Consider the following 24,582-nt stretch of genomic DNA (forward strand, 5'->3'; position numbering starts at 1 on the left):
GGAATTGCCGAAAGCGGATCGGGCCATCATAAAGCATAAGCGCCGGCGCGCCCATCTTTGCGCTTCGGCCTGTGGAATGCGATTGTGAAAGGGAAGTGGCTTGACGGGATGGGGTGAATTGCCGGGCTAAACGCGCCGCCCGGCACGAACAAACTTACTGTAGCGGGCTGAGGGTGATTTCCACGCGACGGTTCTGCGCTTTGCCTTCCGCGGTGCTGTTAGAGGCCACCGGATTATCCGGGCCCATCCCGCTGGTGCGCAAGCGATTCGCGGCCACGCCCTGGGTGATCAGCGCGCTGCCGACGCTGTCCGCACGCTGCTGCGACAGGGTCATGTTCAGCTGACGGGAGCCGGTGCTGTCGGTGTTGCCCGCCACGTTGACCGCGGTTTTTGGATACTCTTTCAGTACCATCGCCACGCCGGTCAGGGTGTTGGCGCCCGCCGGTTTCAGCGAACTGCTGCTGCTGTCGAAGGTGACGTTATTCGGCATATTCAGCACGATATTGTCGCCCTGACGGGTGACGCTGACGCCGGTTCCCTTCATTTTGTCACGCAGCTTGGCTTCCTGCACATCCATGTAATAGCCCGCACCTCCGCCCAGCGCCGCACCGGCCGCTGCGCCAATCAGCGCGCCTTTGCCACGGTCCTTTTTCGAGGAGGACAGCATGCCGACACCCGCACCCACAGCCGCCCCAAGGCCAGCACCAATACCAGACTTACCTGCTTCGCGCTCGCCGGTGTACGGATTCGTCGTACAGGCTGACAGGGCGATCGTACCGCTCAAAACCAGAGCAAGAGTCGTAAAACGCTTCTTCATCGGGATTCCTTTTCAATTGCAACGGCGGGCAAATTTGCCCGTAAAACGCCGATTATGCCGAGGAATTTCCAAAAAATAACGGTGCTTTGGTCTTAAAGTGTAAAGAGACGCTACTTCAGGTTATCCGGGTGACAAAAACAGCCGGTAACATGATCGTTAATCAGCCCACAGGCCTGCATAAATGAATAACAGGTGGTGGTACCAACAAATTTAAAACCTTTCTTTTTAAGCGTCTTTGAAAGCGCATCAGAGACCGGGCTAAAGGTCGGTGCGGTGCGATAATCGGCATGTCGGTGAATTTGCGGCGCGTTATCGACAAAATCCCAGATAAAGGTGTTGAACGGTTCACCCCGGGCTTCCATCGCCAGCAGCGCGCGGGCATTGGCAATAATCGCCGCGATTTTGCCGCGATGACGAATAATGCCGCTGTCCTGCATCAGGCGTTCAATGTCGTCCTCATTCATCAGCGCCACCGCCTGCGGATCGAACTGATGGAAGGCGTTGCGGTAATTTTCGCGCTTTTTCAACACCGTCAGCCACGACAACCCGGCCATTTGCCCTTCCAGACAGAGCATTTCAAACAGCCCCCGCCCGTCAGTGATCGGTACGCCCCATTCGGTATCGTGGTAGGCAAGATAGATCGGATCCTGTGAAACCCAGCCGCATCGCTGCATGGTTAAATTTCCTTATGAAATTGACCGAAAAATAATCACCACTGCCTTGACGTTATCGCGTTCCAGGCAATAGTTAGTGACAGGTTGACCAGTAAATAAATTCAATAATACGCGCACTCTTATCGATTTTAGGCTCTTTTCTGGAGTCATTTTCATGTCAAAGAAACGGTATGGCACACGCTATCTGGCCTTTGGGGCAGTGTCGGTGGCGTGTTATCTCTGTGCAAGCAGCCCAGCCCTCAGCTGGGATCAGATTTATGTCTTTGGCGACAGCCTCAGTGACAGCGGCAACAATGGCCGTTACACCTGGGATGGCAGCCAGCATCCGCTGTACGACGATGTGCTGGCGGCCAAAATCAATCAATCGCTGCGCCCATCCGATCGCGGCGGGACCAATTACGCCGCCGGTGATGCGGTGGCGGTGGCGGCGCTTAATCCGGTCGATAATACCGCCGACCAGCTGCAGACCTACCTCGCTGCCAGCGGTGGCCGGGCCGATGCGGATGGGCTGTATGTTCACTGGGTCGGGGGTAACGACTTAGCGGCGGCTGCTCTCAATCCCGTGGCGGCGAACGGCATCGTCAGTACCAGCGCGTTCGCGGCGGCTAATCAGGTTCATGCGCTGCTGACCGCCGGTGCCAACACGGTCATTGTGCCCACCGTGCCCAATATTGGCGCCACGCCGGCGCTGCTGGAGGCGGTGATCCAGACCGGCCTCGCGCCCGTCGCCAGTTCAGCGCTGACCGCCGCGTTTGCCTCGCTGAACAGCCAGACCACCCTCAATCCGGATGCCCGCAACCAGGCGATCAAACAGGCGTTGACCGCGGCGGCCGGACAGCTCACCACGGTCAGCGTGTTGCAGGATGCGATCGCCGACCAGCTGTTTGATGCCTGGCAAGCGCTCAGCGCGCAGGCCAGTGCGTTAACCGACAGCTATAACCAGCAGGAGGACGCGCAGCTGGCTCGTCAGGGCGGCAACATTGTCCGGGTTGATATCAACGGGCTATTTAACGAAGTGCTGACCGATCCGGCGCATTATGGCCTGAGTAACACCGCCGGCATGGCCTGTCCGCCGGGCGTGTCTGCGGCTGTGTGCAGCTCCTCAACGCCGGGCTTCTCCAGCCAGCAGGCGTTTCTGTTTGCTGACCGTCTGCATCCCAGTCCTGCCACCCATTTGCTGATTGCCGATTACATCCAGTCGGTGCTGGACGCGCCTGCGCAGGTGGTGGCGCTGAATCAGGCAACGCTGGCGATGTCCCGCGATGCGCGCGCTACCCTCGACAGCCATCTGCAACAGCAGCGCCACGGCGAGTATCCGCAGGGCTCGTTCAGCCTGTATGGCGGCTATGCCGGACAACATAATGACTATTCCAGCAACCTTGCCGCCGGGGATGGCGATGCCACCACGCATAATCTGACGCTGGGCGTGGACTATAAGCTGACCGACAATTTGCTGGTGGGCGCGCTGGTCTCCGGCTCTAACGACTCGCAGCAACCGACGACAGATTATGAGTATAAGATGCGCGGCTGGCTGATCTCGGCCTACAGTGAGCTGTCATTCTTCGATAGCGGCTGGGTGAATACCGACGCGCACTATGCCTCGGCCAGTTACGACAGCATCAAACGTCGCCTGACGCTGGGGCCCGCCACGCGAACCGAAAGCGGTGAAACCAACGGCACCCAGATCGGCGCGCGAGTCACCACCGGCTGGGACTTTCCTGTCGGCACGCTGCTGACCACCGGCCCGGTAGCGCAATACGCGCTGGATTACAGTTCGGTGGACGGCTATCAGGAGCAGGGCAACAGCAGCACCGCGATGCGTTTTGACGATCAAAACTATCACTCGCAGATTGGTGCGCTGGGCTGGCGGGTCGATTCCCAGCTGGGCTGGCTGAACCCGTGGGCGGAGGTCAGTTATAACCACCAGTTTGGCGATAACGTCTGGCGGGCGGGCGGCGGACTGAAATCCACCCAAACCTCGTTCACCCGTGATACGGCAGAGCAGGACAGCAACTGGGTGGATATCACCGTCGGTGCCCATATGCCTCTGGGGGATTCGGTGGCCGCCTTTGCCTCCGTTTCCCAGACCGGCGGGCTGAGTTCCGGGGAACAGTTTATGTATAACCTCGGGGTCAGCGCGCGCTTCTGAATTTAAATGGTCAGCTGAGCAAGCCTGCGGCGACGTTGATCGACAGGCCCAGGATGGCCAGATTGAACAAGAACGATAACACCGCCTGCAGGGTGGTAATGCGGCGAACCCGGGTATTGCCGGTGGAGACATCCGCCGTCTGCGCGGCCACTGCGATGGTGAAGGAATAGTAAATAAAATCCCAGTAGCCTGGCTGCTCGGGTTTTTCGGGGAACAGCAGCGCTTTTTCGCCTTGCCCCTGTTGCTGGTAATACAGGTGGGCATAGTGCATGGCAAAGGCGGTCGGCAACAGCGACCAGGAAACCACCAGCGTGGCGGCGGTCAGGGCAATATGGCCGGCCTGCTGCGCCTGCGGCAGATGCTTAACGGCCGTCAGCTCAAACAGAATGGTCAGCAGGCTGACCAGACAGGTCAGGCATACCAGGGCCAGCACGGTGCCGGCGCTTTCATCCTGTTCGCGGGCGATATGGGCAATCCGATCGGTCGGCGTTCTTAACAGCAGCCACCAAAGGAACAGCAGGTAGAGCCAGGCGAGCACGTTCCAGCTGACCAACAGCCTTTGCACCAGCGGCTGCTGCCCCGGTAAAAAGAAAAAGCACACCACTGCCAGCACTGAGGCCACCAGCAGGCGGGGACGGGCGTGATAATAGTGCTTCAGAACGTGCAGTGTTTTCATTAAAGGAACATCCCGGCATCCCTGAGTAAATGGTCGTTGCCCTTGCGACGGGTAAAGCCGCTGCGGTCGAAAAACTCCAAAATCTGTACGGCAAGCTTGCGACCCACGCCAAGGCCGTCGCGGAAATCCGCCGCGCTGGTGGAGTGTCCTTCTGCATCACGCTGGCGGATCATATCGGCCAGCGCCTTCATCTGTTCGCTGAGGAAATAGCGGTCTTTAACAATCGCGCTGATGTATCCGGCCTGGGCCGCCTTGCGCAGCACCTGCCGCATGCGTTCTTCGTCCACGGCAAGGGTGGTCGCCAGATCCCTGACCCACCAGGCGTTGTGGATAAACAGCGGCTCGCACTGCTGCCAGAGCGCGGCTTCGTCCGGCTCAAACTGAATACTGAAGCCTGCAAGATGCAACCAGCCCCGGTTATTGCTGAGTTTACCGCTGGCCGACAGGCGATCGATTAACGCCAGGCCAACGGTATCAGGCAAGTTAGGCAGCGCCATTCTGCGCAGCCGGTCGCGGCCGAGGCCGGCCCGATCGCCGTTATTGTGATGATACTCCGCAAGCGTCAGTAATACCTGCTCCTGCCACATTTCTGCCGTGTCGCTCAGGAGCAGGTACTCACCGGCCTCAACCGGCGCAATCGTTGCCACACAGGTGGCCAGCGCCGCCGGCGTTAACTGCCGGGCCCAGCTTAGCGACTCTCTGCGGCACGGCTGGGTTTTCAGGTACAGCGCAATTGCCGGCTGATCGTCAGCAGACTGTGCCAGCTGATGTAACCAGCGCAGATAGTCTGGCTGACGCTTGCCACGCCGCCTGGGCGTAAGCAGCACCACGCGGGCGCCCGCCAGCGTCTGTTGCGCGCTGATATCCCGCAGGATCAGCCGATCGTTATCGGCGAGCCACAGGGGGGTATCCAGCACCAGCTCCGCCAGCGCGCCTTCCAGCAGTGAAATCCGGCCGGTGATATGACTGGCGGCATGATGCAGATGCAGCGGCTGTCCCTGGCGCAACGGCTGGTGGCTACTCAATTCGACGATCACGCGATCGAAAGCCGCTTCGGGCGGGAATTCCAGCAGCCAGTCACCGCGTGAGATATCGCTTTTTTCCACGCCGCCGCTCAGATTGAGGGCGATGCGCTGGCCGGCATACGCCTGTTCAACCGGTTGATTCTGGGCATGCAAGCCACGAATGCGCACCGCTTTGTTCAGGCCGGTCAGCCACAGCTTATCGCCGACCTTCACCGTGCCGCTGAGCGCGGTGCCGGTCACCACGGTGCCCGCGCCCTTGACGTTAAACGCGCGGTCGGTGGCCAGGCGGAAGGTTTTGCCTGCGGCTCTTTCCCTGTCGGGAAGCTGGCTGAGGTGCGCAGCCAGTGCCGGAATGCCAATCCCGGAGAGGGTGCTGGTGATAAACAGATCCATCCTCCAGCCCATGTCGTGCGTCAGGGCGGTGATGTCGTCACTGAGGCTTTGCAGCCGGGCTTCGTCAACCGTATCCGCCTTGGTGATGGCGACGGTCAGGGCCGGCACCGCGCTGAGCTGGAGGATCGCCAGGTGTTCCAGGGTTTGCGGCATGATGCCATCGTCGGCGGCCACCACCAGCAACGCGCGATCCAGTCCACCGATGCCGCTGAGCATATTGGCGAGGAATTTTTCATGGCCGGGCACATCAATAAAGCCGATTACCCGGCCGTCCGGCTGCGGCCAGTAGGCATAGCCCAGGTCGATGGTCATTCCCCGGCTTTTCTCTTCCGGCAGGCGATCGGCATTGACGCCGGTGATCGCTTCCAGCAGCGCCGTTTTACCGTGGTCGACGTGACCAGCAGTGGCGATAATCATAACGAAATCATCCTGATAAACAGTTCTTCATCTTCCAGGCAACGCAGGTCCAGCCAGAGTTTTCCGGCGGAGAGACGTCCGGTTAACGGCACCTCGCATTTTCGCCAGGCGGCGGCCAGCTGCTTCAGGCGGCTGCCGGAGCCGTCGTGCGGCGTCAGGGTCAGCGCAAAGCTGGGCAGGCGATCGACAGGAAGCGATCCGCTGCCGATCTGCGATAAACAGGGCGCGATCTCCACGGAAAAATGCGCGCCACAGGCCTGGCGAAGCACCGGCAGCAGGCGCTCAGCCTGTTCGGCAATCGATTGTGGCGTGCGGGTTAATAAGCGCAACGTGGGAAGTTGAACGGCCAGCGTTTCCGGCTGCAGATAGCGCTGCAGCGTGGCCTCCAGGGCCGCCAGAATCATCTTGTCGACCCGCAGCGCCCGCTTCAGTGGATGTTGCTGAAGACGGGCGATCAGCGCTTTCTTGCCGACGATAATGCCGGCCTGCGGGCCGCCAAGCAGCTTGTCGCCAGAAAAACTCACCAGGCTGACGCCATCGGCAATCAGCTGCTGCGGCATCGGTTCCGCCGGCAGGCCGTACTGGCTGAGATCAATCAGCGAGCCGCTGCCGAGGTCGACGATCACCGGCACACCGCACTCTTCGCCCAGCGTCGCCAGCTCGCTTTCGGCGACCGAGCAGGTAAAGCCGGCAATCTGATAATTACTGGTGTGGACCTTCATCAGCAGCGCGGTGTTTTCCGTCAGCGCCTGGCGGTAGTCCTTCAGGTGCGTGCGGTTGGTGGTGCCCACTTCGGTCAGCGTGCAGCCCGCCTGCTTCATCACGTCGGGAATGCGGAACGCGCCGCCGATTTCGACCAGTTCGCCGCGGGAGACCACCACCTCTTTACCGGGTGCCAGCGCGGCCAGCATCAGCAGCACGGCGGCGGCATTGTTATTGACGATGCAGGCGTCTTCCGCCCCGGTCAGCTGGCACAGCAGCTCAGCCAGCGCGCGGTCGCGATGCCCACGCTCGCCTTCCTCCAGCGCATACTCCAGCGTCACCGCCGAGCGCATCACGTGAGTCACCGCCGCAACGGCCTCTTCACACAGCAACGCGCGTCCCAGATTGGTGTGCAGCACCGTGCCGGTGAGATTCAGCACCGGCTTGAGCGCCGTGCTCTGTTGCCGTTGCAGGCGAGCCGCGGCGGCCTGCGGCCAGTCGCTGCACCAGGCAGGAAGCGGTTGCTGCGCCAGAATCTGCTCGCGAGCTTCCTGTTGCAGGGCGCGCAGGGTGTCGGTGGTTTGCTGATGGCCATACTGAACGCGCAGAGCCTGCATGGCAGGCTCGCGTAGCAGGCTATCGATGGCGGGAAGCTGACTGAATAGTGTCTTCATTACGTCCGTATAATGGATCAGGCGGTTGGAGGAACGGTACGGGCAAAGCTGTCACGCGCAAACATCTTCTCAGCGAGTTTGATCAGCGCCGGTCGCTCAACGCACCAGCCCGGCACGATGCGGCGGAAGTTGAGGAAGCCGATCAGGCAGGCGGTGGCGATATCGGCCAGATTCAGCGTGTCGCTGTTGAGCACCGTGCCCTTTGCCGCTTCGATTTCCAGCGCATCGAGCCCACGCTGGATCTTCTCACGTTGGCGCAGCAGCTGCGCTTCCATCTGAAACTCGGGCGGACGCATCTGTTCGCGCAGCAAAATCACCGCCGCATCGCCAATGCCGTCAGCCAGCGCTTCCAGCTGCAGCACCTTTAACGCCGCCAGCTTATCGCGCGGCACCAGCGCTGGCGCAATGTCCAGCTGTTCCAGATAGGCAGCAATGATATGCGAATCATACCAGGTTTCGCCCGGGCTGGTGACCAGCGCCGGGATTTTTCCCAGCGGATTGTAGCCGGGCACGTGGCTCTCATCGGTCCAGGGATTTTCGTTAATGAATTCAAACGTGATGCCCTTTTCCAGCATGATGACGGAAATCTTTCGGACAAAAGGGCTGGTATAGGTGCCAATCAGTTTCATTACGCATTTCCCCTGTGGCGCCGACAGGTGTCGGCCGGAGTGGACAGATAGCATCGCTGGCGCAGGTGGCCCCAGCGGCTGCCGTTATTCTCCCGGAAAAAGGAAGGGATTCAAACTGCTACGTGAAAAACCTTCCTGCTCCATGCGGGCGTCAAGGATCAGGGAGGCCAAATCGTCCGCCACCGGCTCAACGGCCGGATCTTTTTCCTGATACAGCATTTTCACGTAAGTGCCGCAATCGCCGCAGCTTTCCGCTTTAACCGGCGCCACTTCGGAGTCCAGTGACCAGTAGTGCAGGTCGCGGGTCTGTTCGCAGTTGCTGCATTTTGATCGCACCACATACCATTCGCTTTCGCACAGGTTGCAGTGCAGATAGCGCAGGCCACCCTTGGTGCCCATATGCACCACGCTGGCCACCGGCACGCTGGCACACACCGGGCAGAACTGCCGCTGTTCGCCGTATTCTGCGTGGGCTTTGCCGGGGATCAGTGCCGCCATCTGTGCCCAGTACAGCGACAGGGCCGCCCAGATAAACGGCGACTTATCGCTGCTGACCTGGGAAAATTCGTTAGAGAACAGCGCGCTGGCCATCGTTTCCAGCTCGGACGCCGAGGCTTTTTCCAGATTCTCCAGCGAGGCCAGCGCCTGACCGGTCATCTCGGGCTTCATTTCGGCAATCAGCGAGTGCAGCAGCCGCTGCCAGTGGTGATCGCGCGGCAGGGTGTGGATATCCAGCGGCGGCTTTCCGCTGGCTGCCGTCGCCAACAGTCGGGCATGCAGGTCCATCTGCAAAGGATGATCGTAAAGCACGATTTCCTGCGCGCTGGCCACCACCGCCGCAAAGCGTAAGTAGTCACCCAGCGGATTTTTCTCCGCCAGTTCTCTCAGCCGGGCTGCGCGTCGGCTGTATAAATTTTTCAACCTGGGGAAAAGTAACGGCGGAATAAAATCCGCCGCATTTTTGTCGCTTTTCTCCAGCTGCTCTTGCGGGATTATGCGAATAGTCATCAGTCTCTTTTCCTGTGGTGAGAATATCTGCCCAGAATACGCATTTCTGTTCGGAATTATAGCGCCCGGTATCACCCCGATCCTTGTTTTGGGAAATTTTAAGCCATTTTTCTGCCCGCGACCGGGGTGCACCGGTACCCCGGTTCTGCCAGCAGCTGGCTGATTTTAGTGTTTATTCTTCCTGATTTGGCGATACCAACGCGGATGATGTTTTTTTGCCCAGGCCGGCGTTACCCAGCCCTCAACCATCGCGGTGATGGTGCCTTTCACCCACAGCGCCGCGTAGATATGCACCATGATGACCATAATCAACACCACCGCCGATACGGAGTGGACCACCAACGCCAGGCGGACGATCGGGATGGAGAATGCGCTGGCGAAATAAGGCCGCCAGATGACGATGCCGCTGGCTAACAACAGTAGCAGGCTGACGATCGCCGCCCAGAACACGCATTTCTGGCCGAAGTTATAGCGCCCGGTATCCCCGACCTCTTCATTTTTCGCCACTTTACGGATGTTCTTTGCCCACTCCAGATCGTCGCGCACAATCAGGTTATCCCGCCAGTAGCGCAGGAACATCAGCAAGAAGGCGGCAAACATAATTACCCCGATAAACGGGTGAAGAATGCGCGCCAGCTGCGGCGTGCCGAGAACATGCATCAGCCAGTTGAAGGAGGGGAAAAAGAAGCCCAGCCCACTGAGTGCGGCGAACACAAAGCAAAACGCCACAATCCAGTGGTTGATGCGTTCCGGCGCGCTGTAGCGCTGGATGCGGTCGCGCTTTCTCATTGCTCTTCCTCCCTGTCGTGCAGGTTATCGTCATCATCTTCCACCCGATTCGGCCCGATGCCGACGTAGTGGAACACGCTGGCCGCGAAGGTGGCGGCAAAGCCAATCGCCGCCAGCGGTTTCCAGATCCCCTTCCAGAAGGTGACCGCCGGGCTGATCGACGGATTTTCCGCCAGGCCATGATACAGCTGAGGTTTGTTGGCGTGATGCAGGACATACATCACGTGGGTGCCGCCGACGCCTTCCGGATCGTACAGCCCGGCATGGTCATAGCCCCGGCTGTTCAGTTCGGTCACGCGCTCTGCGGCAACCTGCTTCATCTCCTCTTTGCTGCCAAAGTGGATGGCCCCGGTGGGGCAGGTTTTCACGCAGGCCGGTTCCTGACCGACGGTGACGCGATCGACGCACAGCGTGCATTTATAGACGCGGTTGTCCTCTTTATTCAGCCGTGGCACATCGAACGGACAGCCGGCAATGCAGTAGCCGCAGCCAATGCACTGCTCGGACTCAAAATCGACGATGCCGTTGGCATACTGAATAATCGCGCCTTCGGAGGGGCAGGCCTTCAGGCAGCCGGGATCGGCGCAGTGCATGCAGCCGTCTTTGCGGATCAGCCACTCCAGCCTGCCGTTCTCCTCCACCTCGGAAAAGCGCATCACGGTCCAGGATTTGGCGGTCAAATCGGCCGGGTTATCGTACACCCCGACGTTATGCCCGACCTCATCGCGCAGGTCGTTCCATTCCGAACAGGCAACCTGACAGGCTTTGCAGCCGATGCAGGTGGTCACGTCGATCAGTTTCGCCACTTCCAGCTGATGGTCGCGCGCCTGCGGGGCAGGCGTGAAGCCGTTGGTGGCGGAACGACGAATAATATCCTGTGATTGATAAGCCATAATCGTTCCCCTTAGCCAGCTAATGTGGCTAAGCCTTTTCTACGTTAACCAGGAACGCCTTAAACTCCGGCGTTTGCGTGTTGGCATCGCCGACGACCGGCGTCAGGGTGTTGGCGAGGAAGCCTTTTTTCGCCACGCCCTCAAAGCCCCAGTGGATAGGAATGCCGATGGTATCGACCGGTTTCCCGTCCACGGTCAGCGTTCGAATGCGCTTGGTGACCACCGCCTTGGCTTTGATATAGCCGCGGTTTGAACTCACCTTCACCGTGTCGCCCGCCACAATTCCCAGCCTGCCAGCCAGCCCCTCACCGATTTCCACAAACTGTTCCGGCTGCGCAATGGCGTTGAGCAGCGAATGTTTGGTCCAGAAGTGGAAATGCTCGGTCAGACGGTAGGTGGTGCCGACGTACGGGAATTTGTCCGCTTTGCCCATCGCCGCCAGATCGTCTTTGAACACGCGCGCGGCCGGATTGGACACCACCTTCGGATGCAGTGGGTTGGTGCCCAGCGGCGTTTCGAACGGCTCGTAATGTTCAGGGAACGGCCCTTCCGCCATTTTATCCAGCGCGAACAGGCGTCCCATCCCTTCCGGCTGCATGATAAACGGCCCGACATCGCTGCCCGGTGCGGCGGTGCTGTAGTCCGGGATATCCTGCCCGACCCACTTCGCGCCATCCCAGTGCAGCAGCGCGCGTTTCGGATCCCAGGGCTGGCCCTGTGGATCGGCAGAGGCGCGGTTATAGAGGATGCGGCGGTTGAGCGGCCACGCCCACGACCAGTTAAGGGTGTTGCCCAGCCCGGACGGATCGGTGTTGTCGCGGCGCGCCATCTGGTTGCCGTCCGCGGTCCAGCTGCCGGCAAAGATCCAGCAGCCGCTTGAAGTCGAGCCGTCATCGCGCAGCAGGGCAAAACTGCCCAGCTGTTGGCCCTTTTTCGCCAGCAGCGTGCCCTTGTCGTCCATCAGGTCCGCCAACGCCTTGCCGTTGCTTTCCATCGCCACTTCTTCTGACGCCGGATTGTCCGGAGTGAGATAGTTCCAGCTCATGTTCAGCACCTGCTCCGGCAGCGCGCCGCCCTCTTTGGCATACATCTCGCGCAGGCGCTGATAAATCCCGGAGAGGATTTCGCCGTCATTGCGCGACTCGCCAGGGCCATCGGCCCCTTTCCAGTGCCATTGCAGCCAGCGGGCGGAGTTGACGATCGAGCCGTTCTCTTCCGCAAAGCAGGTGGACGGCAGGCGGAACACTTCGGTCTGGATCTGCGACGGGTCAACGTCGTTAAATTCGCCGTGGTTCTGCCAGAAGTTAGAGGTTTCGGTGTTCAGCGGATCGATGGTCACCAGGAACTTCAGCTTCGCCAGCGACTGCACCACCTTGTTTTTATTCGGGAATGACGCCAGCGGGTTAAAGCCCTGGCACAGATAGCCATTCACCTGTCCCTTCGACATCATCTCGAAGTACTGCAGCACGTCGTAGCCTTTGTCCCACTTCGGCAGCCAGTCGAAGCCCCAGTTATTCTCCTTCTGCGCCTTATCGCCGTAGAAGGCCTTCATCATGCTGACGAAGAACTTGGGATAGTTGCTCCAGTAGTTCACCTGGCCCGGCAGCGTTGGCTTCGGCGTATTGGCGGTCAGGTAGGTTTGCAGATCGGCCTGTTTTTCTGACGGCAGCGTCATATAGCCCGGCAGGCTCTGCGACAGCAGCCCCAGATCGGTCAGCCCCTGAATATTGGAGTGGCCGCGCAGGGCATTAATCCCGCCGCCGGCCATTCCCATATTGCCCAGTAGCAGCTGAACCATCGCCATGGTGCGAATGTTCTGCGCGCCGACCGAGTGCTGCGTCCAGCCGAGGGCATACAGGAAGGTAGCGGTGCGATCGTTGGCACTGGTTTCCGCCAGCACCTGACAGACATAGAGGAAATCGGCTTTCGGCGTGCCGCACAGCGATTCCACCACCTCCGGCGTATAGCGGCTGACGTGTTCTTTCAGCAGGTTCCACACGCAGCGCGGGTGGGTCAGCGTCAGGTCACGTTTGGCAAAGCCGCTCTCGTCCAGCTCATAGTTCCAGCTGGTTTTATCGTACTTGCGATTGGCTTCGTCGTAGCCGCTGAACAGCCCGTCGTCGAAGTGGTAATCCTCGCGCACAATCAGGCTGGCATTAGTGTAAGCCTCAACGTATTCGCGCTGGATCCTGTTGTTGCTGATCAGGTACAGCAAAACGCCTGACAGGAAAGCAATGTCAGTCCCGGATCGGATCGGGGTATAGAAATCGGCAACCGACGCGGTTCGGGTGAAGCGCGGATCGATCACAATCAGTTTGGCCTTGTTATGGATTTTGGCTTCCATCGCCCAGCGGAATCCAACCGGATGCGCTTCAGCGGCGTTACCCCCCATCACAATCACCACATTCGCATTGCGAATATCAACCCAGTGGTTGGTCATCGCACCGCGACCGAACGTTGGAGCAAGACTTGCTACCGTAGGTCCGTGTCAGACGCGTGCCTGGTTATCGACGGCAAGCATGCCGAGCGAGCGGGTCAGTTTCTGCGTTAAATAGCCGGTTTCGTTGCTGGAGGCGGACGCACAGAGCATCCCGGTGCTCAGCCAGCGGTTTACCGTGGTGCCGGCGGCGTTCTTCTCGATAAAGTTGGCGTCGCGGTCGGTTTTCATCAGTCTGGCGATGCGATCTAACGCCTCATCCCAGCTGATAGGCTGCCACTTATCGGAACCCGGCGCGCGGTAGGAAGGGGTTTTCAGGCGGCTTTCGCTGTGGATAAAGTCCAGCAGGCCAGCGCCTTTCGGGCAGAGTGCGCCCCGGCTGACCGGGTGATCCGGGTCGCCTTCAATGTGGAAAATCGACTCTTTGGCGTTTTTTGCGCCGTCACCGAGGCTGTACATCAACAGCCCGCAGCCAACGGAACAGTAGGTGCAGGTGTTACGCGTTTCACGGGCGCGCAGCAGCTTGTATTGGCGTGTTTCCGCCAGTGCGACCTCGGGCATAAAGCCGAGCATCGCCGCGGTGGTCCCTGCCATCCCACCCGCGCAGATTTTGAAGAAGCTTCTTCTGCTGACATTCATGGCGTCATTCCTGTTTCGACAGTGCTCAATAAGTTTTGCGATAAGGCGGTCACAGGTTCAGAATCTTTAGAATCTTTTCTGAACGCTTGTGGTTAAAACATTACCACAGTAACTATGTGGTCGTCGGCCGTGGGATGGGTTTCAGGTGAATATGAGCAGTAAATGTGACGAGAGTGTGAGTGAGATCGCAGGGCTGAGCCAGGTCGAGGTGCGGCAGCGTCGATCGCTGGACACCCCGGAGCCCGACTGGCTGGCGGAAGAGGTGCCGGTGGCGCTGGTGTACAACGGCATCTCGCATGTGGTGATGATGGCGACGCCAAAAGATCTTGAAGCCTTCGCCATTGGCTTCTCGCTGTCGGAAGGGATTATCGCCTCACCGGCGGATATTTATGGCATCGAGATCCAGCCGTCGTGCGGCGGCATTGAGGTGCAGGTGGAGCTGTCCAGCCGCCGGTTTATGGGGCTGAAAGAGCAACGCCGGGCGATGGCGGGGCGGACAGGCTGCGGTGTGTGTGGCGTGGAGCAGCTGGCGGAAATCGGCAAACCGCTGCAACCACTGCCGTTCACACAGACCTTTGACCTCACCCGTCTGGATGACGCCTTGTCCCAGCTAAAAAGTTTTCAACCGGTGGGGCAGCTGACCGGCTGCACGCACGCTGCGGCCTGGATCATGCCGGACGGCAATCTGGTCGGCGGCTGCGAGGATGTCGGTCGCCATGTGGCGCTGGATAAGCTGCTGGGGTTGCGATGCCAGCAGCCGGGCTGGCAACAGGGCGCGGCGTTAGTATCGAGCCGGGCAAGCTATGAGATGGTGCAAAAATCCGCGATGTGCGGCATTGAGATCCTGTTTGCGGTCTCGGCGGCCACCAAACTGGCCGTTGAGGTCGCCGAACGCAGCAACCTGACGCTGGTCGGCTTCAGCAAACCGGGTCGCGCCACCGTCTACACCCACCCGCAAAGACTGATCTGACTGCCGTCTCAGGCCAGTACCACCTCCGGCAGCGCTTTTTCCAGCGCCGCAAACGCCGGAAGGCTGGCCGCGCCGCTGTCGGTAATCAGCGCAGTAATATCCTTGATCGCCGCATAATTCATGCGGCTGGTCAGCCCCAGTTTGCTGTGATCGGCCAGCAATATCAGCTGCGTGGCCTGCTGCGCCATCGCCCGCGCAATCGCCGCTTCGTGCGGATGAAAACTGCTGGCGCCATTTTTCGCCTCGATACCCACCGGCGACATCAGCGCCACATCGGCGCGATAACGGAAGATTTCGCCGACGGTCAGCTCACCGCGCGTTTCCTGCGCGCCGGCCAGCAGGCTGCCACCCAGCAAAATCACCGAATTATTCAGCGTCTCATGCTCTTCGGCCGCCGACAGCTTCAGCGCCGCATTCAGGCTGTTGGTGATGATGGTCAGGCCAGACATGGTGCGCAGCTCTTCCGCCAGCATGGTGGTGGTACTGCCCGCATCGAGAAACAGGGTTTGCCCCGGCTTCAACCGCTGCGCGGCGGCGCGGGCAATGGCCCGCTTTTCCCGCGCGCGGACCTCGCTGCGGACGGTTAACGGCGGCTCCGGCTCGGCATCCAGCGCAATCAGTCCACCGTGCACCCGCCGCGCCAGCCCGAGGGCTTCAAGTTCAATAATGTCTCTGCGGGCCGTTTCCCTGGAAATCCCCAGCTCCCGAATGATCCGCTCGGTACTGACGTGATTTAGCGTGGTCAGCAGCGCGCGAATGCGATGTAAACGGGTTTCCTGCAGCATTGTGGTGTCCTTTTCCAGTGGGGATGGGCATAGCCTAACCGACATCGCCGGTGGCTGCATGTGTATTTTATTGTATTTGTGTATTTGGTTGCATTTTGGCAAAAACTTGCCATGATGAAGGTATCCGGGCGCACGGGTTGCCCGTTCATTTCTCACTTCGCAACGGGAGTTATCATGGCTACACGTTCGACCATCATGGACACCAACAGCTTTCGCGCCGAGCATGCCGACGGCCTGGATGCTGATGTACGTAAACTGACCGATAAACGCAGCAAGGTGCTGGGTGAGTCTTACCGTCTGTTCTACCGTAAGCCGGTCCATCTGGTGAAAGGTGCGGGCCAGTATCTCTGGGATGCCAACGGCGATAAATACCTCGATGCCTATAACAACGTCGCCAGCATTGGCCACTGCCATCCGGCGGTGATCGACGCGGTTTACCAGCAGATGCAGCAGCTGAACACCCATACCCGCTACCTTCACGAACGTATCCTTGATTACTCCGAAGAACTGCTGGCGACCATGCCATCTGAAATCGACCGCGCGATGTATATGTGTACCGGTTCAGAAGCCAATGACCTGGCGATCCGCGTTGCCCGTGCGCACAGCGGCGGCACCGGCATTATCGTCAGCCAGGAAGCCTATCACGGCACCAGTGACTTAACGTCTGGCGTATCGCCCGCGCTGGGCACCGGTCAGCCGCTGGCGACCACTACCCGCCTGGTGTCCCCGCCCGATCGTTACCGCGTTAACGCGCCCGATCTGGGTGACTGGTTCGCGGCTGAAATCCAGAAGCAGATTGATGATATGGCGGCCAACGGCATCAAGTTTGCCGGCTTCCTCGCTGACTCTATTTTCTCCTCTGACGGCGTGCTGCCGGGGCCAAAAGGCTTCCTGAAGAAAGCGGTGGAGGTGGTGCATAAAAACGGCGGGATCTTTATTGCCGATGAAGTGCAACCGGGCTTTGCCCGTACCGGCGATGCGTTCTGGGGCTTTGCCCGCCATGGCGTGGTGCCCGATATCGTTACCACCGGTAAGCCGATGGGTAACGGCATTCCGGTGTCGGCGCTGCTGGCAAAAAGTGATGTGCTGGCCTCCTTCAGCGATGATATTCCGTACTTCAACACCTTCGGTGGTAACCCGGTGGCGATGGCGGCGGCGCAGGCGGTACTGAAAGTCATTAAAGAAGAAGGATTGCAGGAACACAGCCGGGTAGTCGGCGACAAATTGCTGCGTGAACTGCTGACGCTGAAAGACAAATACGAATGCGTCGGGGATGTGCGCGGTGCGGGTCTGTTTATCGGCTTCGAGCTGGTGACCGATAAAGCCAGCAAAACGCCGGACAAACAATTGGCGCTGGATGTCACCGAGATGCTGCGTGAAAACCGCGTGCTGACCTCGGTGGCGGGGCCGTATGGCAATGTGCTCAAACTGCGTCCGCCGTTGGCGTTCCAGGAGAGCGATATCGACTGGCTGGTTGGCGCGTTGGATAAATCGTTGGCAGCATTAGGGAAATAAAGCCTTAGACCGTTTAGTTTTATCCGCGCGGGCATTGGGCATAAAAGCGCCGCTGCGCCTGCTGCGGAGTAAACCCTTATAAACGTCGGGGCATTGATAACCCTTTTACGGATCGTTTATTTAACTATAATGATCCGACTGCTTACGCGGTGCTAACAGAAACAGCGCCGCCCACCATTAAATGGAGATGATGAACATGAGTTATTCACTGCCATCCTTGCCTTACGCATACGACGCACTGGAACCGCATTTCGACAAGCAGACGATGGAAATCCATCACAGCAAACACCACCAGGCTTACGTCAACAACGCCAACGCGGCGCTGGAAGGGACTGAGTTTGCCGATCTGCCTGTAGATGAGCTGATCGCTAAACTGGATCAGGTTCCTGCCGATAAGAAAGCAGCACTGCGTAACAACGCAGGCGGCCATTCAAACCACAGCTTCTTCTGGAAAGGCCTGAAAACCGGCACAACCCTGAGCGGCGACCTGAAAGCGGCTATCGAAAAAGATTTCGGCAGCGTTGACGCGTTCAAAGCAGAATTCGAAAAAGCGGCAACCACCCGTTTCGGTTCTGGCTGGGCGTGGCTGGTTAAAAAAGGCGACAAGCTGGCCGTTGTCTCTACGGCAAACCAGGACAGCCCGCTGATGGGCGAAGCGATCTCTGGCGCATCCGGTACCCCAATTCTGGGTCTGGACGTGTGGGAACACGCTTACTACCTGAAGTATCAGAACAAACGTCCTGATTACATCAAGGCGTTCTGGGATGTGGCTAACTGGGATCAGGCGGCAGCGCTTTTCTCAGCAGCAAAATAATTCCCCGCCACGTTAATTCGTGACGATAAACCGACGGAGTTCGCTTCGTCGGTTTTTTATTGCCTGCTAATTAATGAGAGTTCCTGTTCATTCTGCGCATTCCCCCGCTGGACAGATTAATCGCCTGCCGCTGGCCGACCGGCCGGTTAAAGTAATCAACTCCCCGTACCGATAGGTAAAAATGTTAAGTGGATCACCATACCTGGCTAACGCGCAGTGCATCTGCTCGCCGCCATACGCTATCGGGTCACGGGAAAATAATAAAAATGATTAACAGCATTAAACGTCGCATCGAGAACCTCAACGTCGGCAGGAAGCTGGGTTCCGGATTTGCCCTGGTTCTGCTGCTGGCTGCGCTGATTGCGGCCGTCGGCATCCAGAAGTTCAACAACGTGAAAGAGCGGACCGATAAGGTCGACTTCAGCCACGCCATCAGCAGCGATATCAGCGCCGCGCTGGACAGCCAGAAGCAGTATCAGCTGTTCTTTGACCAGAAAGAGATCGCCCTCAGCCAGAAAAAAATCGCCGACGCGCTGGCGCTGTTCGACAAGATGATGAGCACCTCGGTATTTGATGCCCAAAGCCGTGCGTGGCTGAACACCTTCCCTGGGCTGGTCAAAGCCTACCAGCAGGCGCAGTCCAACTATGTCAACGCGGTGAACACCCGCGATGGCATCAAAAACAGCTGGAACCTCTCGGCCAGTGAAGCGGCCTTCCTCGACCTGAAGCAAGAGCTGGGGCCGACCGCCGACCTGCAGTTGCAGGTGCTGATGGGCAAGCTGGATTATGCCTTGCTGGACGTGCATTACGCCGTGCGCGGCCTGATTGCCGGGCCTTCCGAGCAAACGGCGGCGATATTAAGCGCCTCGGCAGACAATGCGGCGGTGACGCTGGATACCTTTGCCAGCCTGGTGACGCCTGCGCAGGAAGCCACGCTGCAGCCGCTGAAAAAACGCCTGATTAGCTATAAGGCCAGCGTGCTGTCATACGTGCCGGCCTATCAGGAGCAGAAAGCCGCGGCCGCGGTAATGATTAAGCAGGCTGCGGAGATGAACAAGCTGGTGGAAGCGCTGGTACAAAAACAGTTGAGAATGACCCGCGAGAACGTCGCCACCGCCATTACCACCATGTCAGCGGTGACCCTGGCCGCGCTGGTGCTGGGCATTATTGTCGCCATGGTCATTACCCGCCAGATCACCCGTCCGCTGCGTGACACGCTGGAAACCACCGAGCGTATCGCCAACGGCGATCTGAGCGTCAGGGTGCACACCGATCGCCGCGATGAGCTGGGGCAACTGATGGGCGCAGTGGGCATCATGAGCGATAATCTGCGTCAGATCATTGGCGAAATCCGCTCGGGCGTCAGCCAGGTAGCCCATGCGGCGGCGGAAATCAGCGCCGGCAATACCGACCTCTCTTCCCGCACGGAGCAGCAGGCTGCCGCCGTTGAGCAAACCGCCGCCAGCATGGAGCAGTTAAGCTCTACGGTGAAACAGAACGCCGATAACGCGCACCATGCCAGCAAGCTGGCGTCTGAGGCCTCCACCACCGCTCAGACCGGTGGCCGACAGGTGAAAGACGTGGTGGAAACCATGCAGCAAATTTCGCAAAGCTCGAAGCGCATCGCCGATATCACCACTACCATCAACAGCATCGCGTTCCAGACCAATATTCTGGCGCTGAATGCGGCGGTGGAAGCCGCGCGTGCCGGTGAACAGGGGCGGGGTTTCGCGGTCGTCGCCAGCGAGGTGCGCAACCTGGCACAGCGGTCGGCGCAGGCGGCAAAAGAGATTGAAGGGTTGATTAAAGAGTCGGTGGATCGGGTTAACAGCGGTGCGCAGCTGGTCGAAAATACCGGAATGACCATGCAGGATATTGTCCAGTCGGTCTCCAACGTGCGTGACATTATGGGTGAAATTGCCTCCGCCTCTGACGAGCAGAGCCGCGGCATCAGCCAGGTGTCGACGGCAGTGGTGGAGATGGACAACACCACCCAGCAAAACGCCGCGCTGGTGGAAGAATCGGCCGCCGCCGCGAATTCGCTGGAAGAGCAGGCGATGTTGTTAAGCCGGGCGGTGGCGGTATTCCGTCTGTCAGCCGATGAAGGGACACCGGCGCGCGCCGCCGCGAAGCCGGTGACGCCATCACCGCTGCGCCCCGCGCTCCAGGCCCCGAAAGCCATCACCTCAGGCAAGCTCAGCGAAGCGAATTGGGAAACGTTCTGACAACGATGGCCGCCCCTTTGGGGGCGGTAAGTGGCCCGCAAAATAAGCCGTCAGCAATGACGGTTTTTTTATGCTCCTTGATCATCGCGGTCGGTGGGTTCCACGCCGAGTGAAATGCTGCCCGTTGCCATTATCCCCCCGGATTATGCTGGATACCCCGGTCTCACTGGTTTTAACCGCTTATATGGCTGGATGTCTGGATGGCTAATAACGTTTTGTGTTAGCTTATGCGCTTTCGTTCGTTGCCAGCCGTAACAATCCAATAAAAAATGCGGCAACCTGTTTTGTTCACCTGCCAGAGAGTTATTGTTCATGACTGTGGTAAATCGCCTGGAAATGCGTCAAATCTCCATCGCTTTTGGCGGTTTTACAGCCCTGAATGGCGTTGATTTCAGCCTCGAAGGCCACTCGGTACATGCGCTGACCGGGGCCAACGGCGCCGGGAAGTCGACGCTGATGGCGGTACTGTCCGGCGCTTACGATCACTACAGCGGTGAAATCCTGCTTGATGGCCAGCCGGTCAGCATTCGTTCCCCGCGTGACGCCAAACAGCTGGGGATCCATCTGGTGCAGCAGGAAGTGGATGTCGCGCTGGTGCCGACGCTCAGCGTGGCGGAAAACATCCTGCTGGATCGCCTGGCTGAAGGCGGACAGGTCTACAACTGGGGCGAAGTGCGCAAACAGGCGCGCGCGTTGCTGGCGCAGCTGGACGTCTCACTGGATGTGCGTCGCCGCATCGATCAATGCACGCTGGCCGAGAAGCAGCAAATTCTGCTGGCGCGCGCGCTTTCCCACCACTGCCGTTTTCTGATCCTCGATGAACCGACGGCGCCGCTGGATCATAATGAAAGCGAGCGCTTATTTGCCGTGGTGCGCCGGCTGAAAAGCAACGGCATTGGCGTGGTGTTTATCTCCCACCGCATCCACGAGCTGCGCGCCATTTGCGATCAATTGACTGTACTCCGCGATGGCCGGTTGATTGAAACCTGCCCGATGGCGCAGCTGGATGGCGAGCAGATTGTCGAGAAGATGCTCGGTCATCAGCTGGAGGATATTTACCCGCCGCGCCGCCCGCCGTTCAGTGATGAGATCCTGCTGAAGGTTGACGGCCTGCACGACGATGCGCTGTTGCAGGACATCTCGCTGACGCTGCGCAAAGGCGAAATCCTCGGCCTTGCCGGGCTGGCCGGCGCGGGGAAAACCGAACTGTGTAAAGCGCTGTTTGGTGCCAGCAACAGCCGCGTGGACAAGGGTGAGCTGCACGGCAAGCCGTGGAAACCCTCTTCCCCGCACGCTGCGGTTGAAAACCGCATGGCGCTGATCCCGGAAGAGCGTCGCAAAGAAGGCATTTTTATTGATGAGTCGGTGGCGATGAATCTCAGCGTCACGGCAGATAACAGCTTCTCACGCTGGAGTCTGTTTGGTCACCGCCAGGCCTGGCAATGGGCTGAAGAGGTAATTCAGAAACTGGGCGTGCGTACCACCGGCCCGCAACAAACGCTGCGTCGCCTGTCGGGCGGCAACCAGCAAAAAGTGGCAATCGGCAAATGGCTGCGCAACGACGCAGACGTGCTGATTTTTGATGAGCCGACCAAAGGCGTCGATATCAAAGCCAAAACCGATTTGTTTGTATTAATTGATGGTCTGGCCCGCCAGGGCAAAGGGGTGATTTATGCCTCCGGCGAATTCGCCGAGCTGGTGGGCTTATGCGATCGCATTTGCGTGCTCTGGGACGGGCGTATCGTGGCAGAAATGGATGCCACTGACGTTGATGAAGAAACGCTTTTACTTTATTCCACCGGAGGAACGCCTGCGTGAGCAGCAAAGATATTTCCCTGAAGGCTGCGCCCTCTGTGCGCCACCAACTGTTTGAATTTCTCTATAAATGGGGAATGTTGCTGACGGTCGTCGCGCTGATCGCCGGCTTTGGCCTGGCGTCGGACAGCTTCCTTGAGCCCACCAACATCATCAATATCCTGCGCTCTATCGCCATTGTGACGGTGATAGCGATTGGGGTGTCGATTTCCCTGACCATTGGCGGATTTGACCTTTCAGTGGGGTCGACCGCCTCGTTAGCCAACTCACTGGTGATCTCGCTGTTCGTCTGGTACGGCTACGGCTCGACGGAAGCCATTGTCATCACCCTGCTGCTGTGCACGCTGGTCGGGCTGTTCAACGCTTTTCTAATCGTTATCCTGCGTATTCCCGACATGTTGGCGACATTAGCCAGCCTGTTTGTCGTGCAGGGCGTGGCGATGACCTACAGTTTTGGCGGCTCGATTACCGAAAATATGGTGATGCCGAGCGGCGATATGGCGGAAGGGACCATCCCGGCCAACTTCTCGCTGCTGGGGCAGGTGCCGACCATCGTGATCATCATGCTGGTGGTGACGGTCGTCGCGCAGCTGGGCCTTTCGCTGACCAAACACGGCCGCCGTATGTATGCGATTGGCGGCAATCCTGAGGCGGCGCGCCTGTCGGGGATCCGCACCAACCGCTATCGGGTGCTGGCCTACGTGATTGCCTCACTGCTGGCGGGACTGGGCGGGATTCTGCTGGCGTCCCGTATCGGTTCTTCGCAGGTGAACGCCGGTGGCGGCTATCTGATGGATGCGGTGGCGGCGGCCTGGATCGGCTTTTCTCTGGCGGGCTCCGGCAAGCCGAATGCGCTGGGAACGTTGGTGGGTGCCATCATCCTCGGCGTGTTACAGAACGGACTGGTGATGCTCTCGGTGCCGTATTACGCGATGGATATCATCAAAGGCCTGGTGCTGGCTATCGCACTGGCCATTACCTACATACAGCGCCGGTAGGCGCTTACTTCTTCAGACAGGGTAGACATAATAATGAAAAAACTGACCACATCGTTGCTGGCGTTGAGCCTGCTGATCGCCGTACCGGCCTTTGCTGACACGGCTGCGGTGCCTGCCGCTATCGCTAACCACGATGGCCCGATCCGTATCGCGGTGATCCGTAATCTCGGTTCGGATGACAACACCACGCAGTTCGTTGCGGGTGCCATTCAGGAAGGCCGCAAGCTGGGCTTTAAGGTCAGCACCTTCCTTAGCAACGGCGACGACGCGCGCTTCCAGGACTTCGTTAACCAGGCGATCAGCCAGAAGTATGACGGCATCATCCTGTCGCACGGTAAAGACCCGTACTCCACGGCGCTGGTGAAGCGCATTACCGATGCCGGCATCAAGGTGTCGGTGTTCGATACGCCGGTGAACCAGCCGATTGCAGGCGTGACGGTCACCGCGCAGGACGATGCGTCGCTGGCGCAGCTGTCGCTGGACCAGCTGATCAAAGACACCAACGGCAAGGCCAATATCGTCAAGCTTTGGGTGGCGGGCTTCCCGGCGATGGAACGTCGTCAGGTGGTGTACGAGAAAGTGCTGAAGGCGAATCCAGGTCTGCATCAGCTGGAATCTATCGGTGCGGTTTCTTCCGACGTGCAGGGCGATACCGCCAACAAAATTGGCGCCATTCTGGCGAAATACCCGAAAGGCAAAATCGATGCGATTTGGGGTTCATGGGATGCGTTCGCGCAGGGCGCCTATAAAGCCTTGCAGGAGAATGGCCGTACCGAGATCAAACTGTACAGCATCGACGTCTCCAACCAGGATCTGCAGTTGATGCACCAGAAAGACAGCCCGTGGAAGCAAACGGTGGCGGTCGACAGCAAGCTGATTGGTGCGACAAATATGCGTCTGGTGGCCAACAAAATTGGCGGCGAAACCACGCCTGCGACCTACCAGTTTAAGGCGGCGGCGATTTCTCAGGCGCAGCTGGCGGCACAGTCTGGCGCGGTCAACGTGTCGACGCTGAATAAAATCATCCCAGGCTGGGGCGAATCGACTGACTTCGTTGCACCGTGGTTTGCCACACTGCAGGCGAAATACGCCAAAAAATAAGCCGGATCCCGAAATGAAAAATGCCCGCAATTGCGGGCATTTTTATCGGCGAAAGCGCGATTAAAAAGCGGTTTTCGCGAAGCCGGTCATCTCCTGCAGGCCCATCTCACGACCTAATGCGGTCATCGGATGCACCACAACCAGGCCACGGACGCTCTTTTTGAACGCGCCCATATTGGCCTGCTCTTTCTTGGTGATGGCACGGCTGAACGGCAACTCTTTCAGCTTCTGCGCTTCCGCGCTCAGCTTCTGCTCGCGAACGCCACGCAGACGCTCCAGCTCTTCGATCAGCTTGTCTTTCTCTTTCAGCAGTTCGCCGAGCTTTTCCGTGTCGCCGGACGCCAGCAGTGGCTGCTCTTTGTAGTTCAGGGCATCCAGCTTATCGCTGAGGATCCTGATTTCTGCCTGGACTTCTTCTTTCATTGTCATTAACCGTG

General features: G+C 58.9%; 20 protein-coding genes. 8 read left to right on the top strand and 12 right to left on the bottom strand.

Annotated elements, in window-relative coordinates; translation table 11 throughout:
* Positions 1–154 precede the first annotated feature (154 nt).
* Complete coding sequence (locus tag AC1UKS_RS00265; protein WP_482435263.1) at positions 155–817, bottom strand: OmpA family lipoprotein; 663 nt, start codon at positions 815–817, stop codon at positions 155–157.
* Between the two features lie 110 nt (positions 818–927).
* Positions 928–1,491 carry a DNA-3-methyladenine glycosylase I gene (locus AC1UKS_RS00270; protein WP_265909074.1) on the bottom strand — a complete coding sequence of 188 codons (564 nt, stop codon included), beginning with the start codon at positions 1,489–1,491 and terminating at the stop codon, positions 928–930.
* A 154-nt stretch (positions 1,492–1,645) separates the two neighbouring features.
* Between AC1UKS_RS00270 and AC1UKS_RS00275 the strand changes: the two genes are divergently transcribed.
* On the top strand, positions 1,646–3,640 hold the full coding sequence (locus AC1UKS_RS00275) for an autotransporter outer membrane beta-barrel domain-containing protein (RefSeq protein WP_482435264.1): 1,995 nt from the start codon (positions 1,646–1,648) through the stop codon (positions 3,638–3,640).
* Between the two features lie 10 nt (positions 3,641–3,650).
* Here the strand turns inward: AC1UKS_RS00275 and AC1UKS_RS00280 are convergent, their stop codons facing one another.
* The 8 genes from AC1UKS_RS00280 to fdnG form a co-directional block, all read right to left on the bottom strand.
* Positions 3,651–4,316, bottom strand: coding sequence for a DUF1345 domain-containing protein (locus AC1UKS_RS00280; RefSeq protein WP_482435265.1), 666 nt, complete (start codon positions 4,314–4,316; stop codon positions 3,651–3,653).
* Positions 4,316–6,151, bottom strand: coding sequence for a selenocysteine-specific translation elongation factor (gene selB, locus AC1UKS_RS00285; protein ID WP_482435266.1), 1,836 nt, complete (start codon positions 6,149–6,151; stop codon positions 4,316–4,318). The genes AC1UKS_RS00280 and selB overlap by 1 nt, the downstream gene beginning before the upstream one ends.
* Positions 6,148–7,527, bottom strand: a complete 1,380-nt coding sequence (selA, locus tag AC1UKS_RS00290; RefSeq protein WP_482435267.1) for an L-seryl-tRNA(Sec) selenium transferase — start codon at positions 7,525–7,527, stop codon at positions 6,148–6,150. The genes selB and selA overlap by 4 nt, the downstream gene beginning before the upstream one ends.
* Positions 7,528–7,544: 17 nt before the next feature.
* Positions 7,545–8,156, bottom strand: coding sequence for a glutathione S-transferase (locus tag AC1UKS_RS00295; RefSeq protein WP_265909078.1), 612 nt, complete (start codon positions 8,154–8,156; stop codon positions 7,545–7,547).
* 84 nt (positions 8,157–8,240) lie between these two features.
* Entirely contained in the window at positions 8,241–9,164 is a 924-nt protein-coding gene (fdhE, locus tag AC1UKS_RS00300; protein WP_482435268.1) for a formate dehydrogenase accessory protein FdhE, read from the bottom strand.
* Positions 9,165–9,329: 165 nt separating this feature from the next.
* Positions 9,330–9,953, bottom strand: a complete 624-nt coding sequence (fdoI, locus tag AC1UKS_RS00305) for a formate dehydrogenase cytochrome b556 subunit (RefSeq protein ID WP_482435269.1) — start codon at positions 9,951–9,953, stop codon at positions 9,330–9,332.
* Positions 9,950–10,846, bottom strand: a complete 897-nt coding sequence (gene fdxH / locus AC1UKS_RS00310; RefSeq protein ID WP_482435270.1) for a formate dehydrogenase subunit beta — start codon at positions 10,844–10,846, stop codon at positions 9,950–9,952. Before fdxH ends, fdoI begins: the two co-directional genes overlap by 4 nt.
* 28 nt (positions 10,847–10,874) lie before the next feature.
* Positions 10,875–13,922, bottom strand: a complete 3,048-nt coding sequence (gene fdnG / locus AC1UKS_RS00315; RefSeq protein WP_157868043.1) for a formate dehydrogenase-N subunit alpha — start codon at positions 13,920–13,922, stop codon at positions 10,875–10,877.
* Positions 13,923–14,073: 151 nt separating this feature from the next.
* Here fdnG and fdhD point away from each other — a divergent pair, with 151 nt between their 5' ends.
* Complete coding sequence (gene fdhD / locus AC1UKS_RS00320) at positions 14,074–14,892, top strand: formate dehydrogenase accessory sulfurtransferase FdhD (protein WP_482435271.1); 819 nt, start codon at positions 14,074–14,076, stop codon at positions 14,890–14,892.
* Between the two features lie 8 nt (positions 14,893–14,900).
* Here fdhD and AC1UKS_RS00325 read toward each other — a convergent pair whose 3' ends face one another.
* On the bottom strand, positions 14,901–15,677 hold the full coding sequence (locus tag AC1UKS_RS00325; protein ID WP_265909084.1) for a DeoR/GlpR family DNA-binding transcription regulator: 777 nt from the start codon (positions 15,675–15,677) through the stop codon (positions 14,901–14,903).
* A gap of 174 nt (positions 15,678–15,851) precedes the next feature.
* Here AC1UKS_RS00325 and AC1UKS_RS00330 point away from each other — a divergent pair, with 174 nt between their 5' ends.
* From AC1UKS_RS00330 to AC1UKS_RS00355, 6 genes are all read left to right on the top strand, one after another.
* Complete coding sequence (locus tag AC1UKS_RS00330; RefSeq protein WP_482435272.1) at positions 15,852–17,192, top strand: aspartate aminotransferase family protein; 1,341 nt, start codon at positions 15,852–15,854, stop codon at positions 17,190–17,192.
* Between the two features lie 196 nt (positions 17,193–17,388).
* Positions 17,389–18,006, top strand: a complete 618-nt coding sequence (sodA, locus tag AC1UKS_RS00335) for a superoxide dismutase [Mn] (protein WP_041692466.1) — start codon at positions 17,389–17,391, stop codon at positions 18,004–18,006.
* A 266-nt stretch (positions 18,007–18,272) separates the two neighbouring features.
* On the top strand, positions 18,273–20,231 hold the full coding sequence (locus tag AC1UKS_RS00340; RefSeq protein WP_482435273.1) for a methyl-accepting chemotaxis protein: 1,959 nt from the start codon (positions 18,273–18,275) through the stop codon (positions 20,229–20,231).
* A 312-nt stretch (positions 20,232–20,543) separates the two neighbouring features.
* On the top strand, positions 20,544–22,049 hold the full coding sequence (locus AC1UKS_RS00345; RefSeq protein WP_482435274.1) for a sugar ABC transporter ATP-binding protein: 1,506 nt from the start codon (positions 20,544–20,546) through the stop codon (positions 22,047–22,049).
* Entirely contained in the window at positions 22,046–23,044 is a 999-nt protein-coding gene (locus AC1UKS_RS00350) for an ABC transporter permease (RefSeq protein ID WP_265909086.1), read from the top strand. Before AC1UKS_RS00345 ends, AC1UKS_RS00350 begins: the two co-directional genes overlap by 4 nt.
* 33 nt (positions 23,045–23,077) lie before the next feature.
* Complete coding sequence (locus AC1UKS_RS00355) at positions 23,078–24,145, top strand: sugar ABC transporter substrate-binding protein (protein WP_013204526.1); 1,068 nt, start codon at positions 23,078–23,080, stop codon at positions 24,143–24,145.
* A gap of 60 nt (positions 24,146–24,205) precedes the next feature.
* On the opposite strand, the gene AC1UKS_RS00360 is transcribed toward AC1UKS_RS00355, so the two are convergent.
* On the bottom strand, positions 24,206–24,568 hold the full coding sequence (locus tag AC1UKS_RS00360) for a YibL family ribosome-associated protein (protein ID WP_053141129.1): 363 nt from the start codon (positions 24,566–24,568) through the stop codon (positions 24,206–24,208).
* Positions 24,569–24,582: the final 14 nt, after the last annotated feature.

This window comes from Erwinia sp. AK-PDG3-5 (genome assembly GCF_056821705.1).

What these genes read in the sequence shown, in the direction of transcription:
- fdhD (WP_482435271.1), top strand. Translation starts at nt 14,074, where the DNA reads ATGAGCAGTAAATGTGACGAGAGTGTGAGTGAGATCGCAGGGCTGAGC.
- AC1UKS_RS00355 (WP_013204526.1), top strand. Translation starts at nt 23,078, where the DNA reads ATGAAAAAACTGACCACATCGTTGCTGGCGTTGAGCCTGCTGATCGCC.
- AC1UKS_RS00345 (WP_482435274.1), top strand. Translation starts at nt 20,544, where the DNA reads ATGACTGTGGTAAATCGCCTGGAAATGCGTCAAATCTCCATCGCTTTT.
- fdhE (WP_482435268.1), bottom strand. Translation starts at nt 9,164, where the DNA reads ATGACTATTCGCATAATCCCGCAAGAGCAGCTGGAGAAAAGCGACAAA.
- selB (WP_482435266.1), bottom strand. Translation starts at nt 6,151, where the DNA reads ATGATTATCGCCACTGCTGGTCACGTCGACCACGGTAAAACGGCGCTG.
- AC1UKS_RS00275 (WP_482435264.1), top strand. Translation starts at nt 1,646, where the DNA reads ATGTCAAAGAAACGGTATGGCACACGCTATCTGGCCTTTGGGGCAGTG.
- AC1UKS_RS00360 (WP_053141129.1), bottom strand. Translation starts at nt 24,568, where the DNA reads ATGAAAGAAGAAGTCCAGGCAGAAATCAGGATCCTCAGCGATAAGCTG.
- AC1UKS_RS00265 (WP_482435263.1), bottom strand. Translation starts at nt 817, where the DNA reads ATGAAGAAGCGTTTTACGACTCTTGCTCTGGTTTTGAGCGGTACGATC.
- AC1UKS_RS00325 (WP_265909084.1), bottom strand. Translation starts at nt 15,677, where the DNA reads ATGCTGCAGGAAACCCGTTTACATCGCATTCGCGCGCTGCTGACCACG.
- selA (WP_482435267.1), bottom strand. Translation starts at nt 7,527, where the DNA reads ATGAAGACACTATTCAGTCAGCTTCCCGCCATCGATAGCCTGCTACGC.
- AC1UKS_RS00330 (WP_482435272.1), top strand. Translation starts at nt 15,852, where the DNA reads ATGGCTACACGTTCGACCATCATGGACACCAACAGCTTTCGCGCCGAG.
- sodA (WP_041692466.1), top strand. Translation starts at nt 17,389, where the DNA reads ATGAGTTATTCACTGCCATCCTTGCCTTACGCATACGACGCACTGGAA.
- AC1UKS_RS00280 (WP_482435265.1), bottom strand. Translation starts at nt 4,316, where the DNA reads ATGAAAACACTGCACGTTCTGAAGCACTATTATCACGCCCGTCCCCGC.
- AC1UKS_RS00270 (WP_265909074.1), bottom strand. Translation starts at nt 1,491, where the DNA reads ATGCAGCGATGCGGCTGGGTTTCACAGGATCCGATCTATCTTGCCTAC.
- fdxH (WP_482435270.1), bottom strand. Translation starts at nt 10,846, where the DNA reads ATGGCTTATCAATCACAGGATATTATTCGTCGTTCCGCCACCAACGGC.
- AC1UKS_RS00295 (WP_265909078.1), bottom strand. Translation starts at nt 8,156, where the DNA reads ATGAAACTGATTGGCACCTATACCAGCCCTTTTGTCCGAAAGATTTCC.
- AC1UKS_RS00340 (WP_482435273.1), top strand. Translation starts at nt 18,273, where the DNA reads ATGATTAACAGCATTAAACGTCGCATCGAGAACCTCAACGTCGGCAGG.
- fdoI (WP_482435269.1), bottom strand. Translation starts at nt 9,953, where the DNA reads ATGAGAAAGCGCGACCGCATCCAGCGCTACAGCGCGCCGGAACGCATC.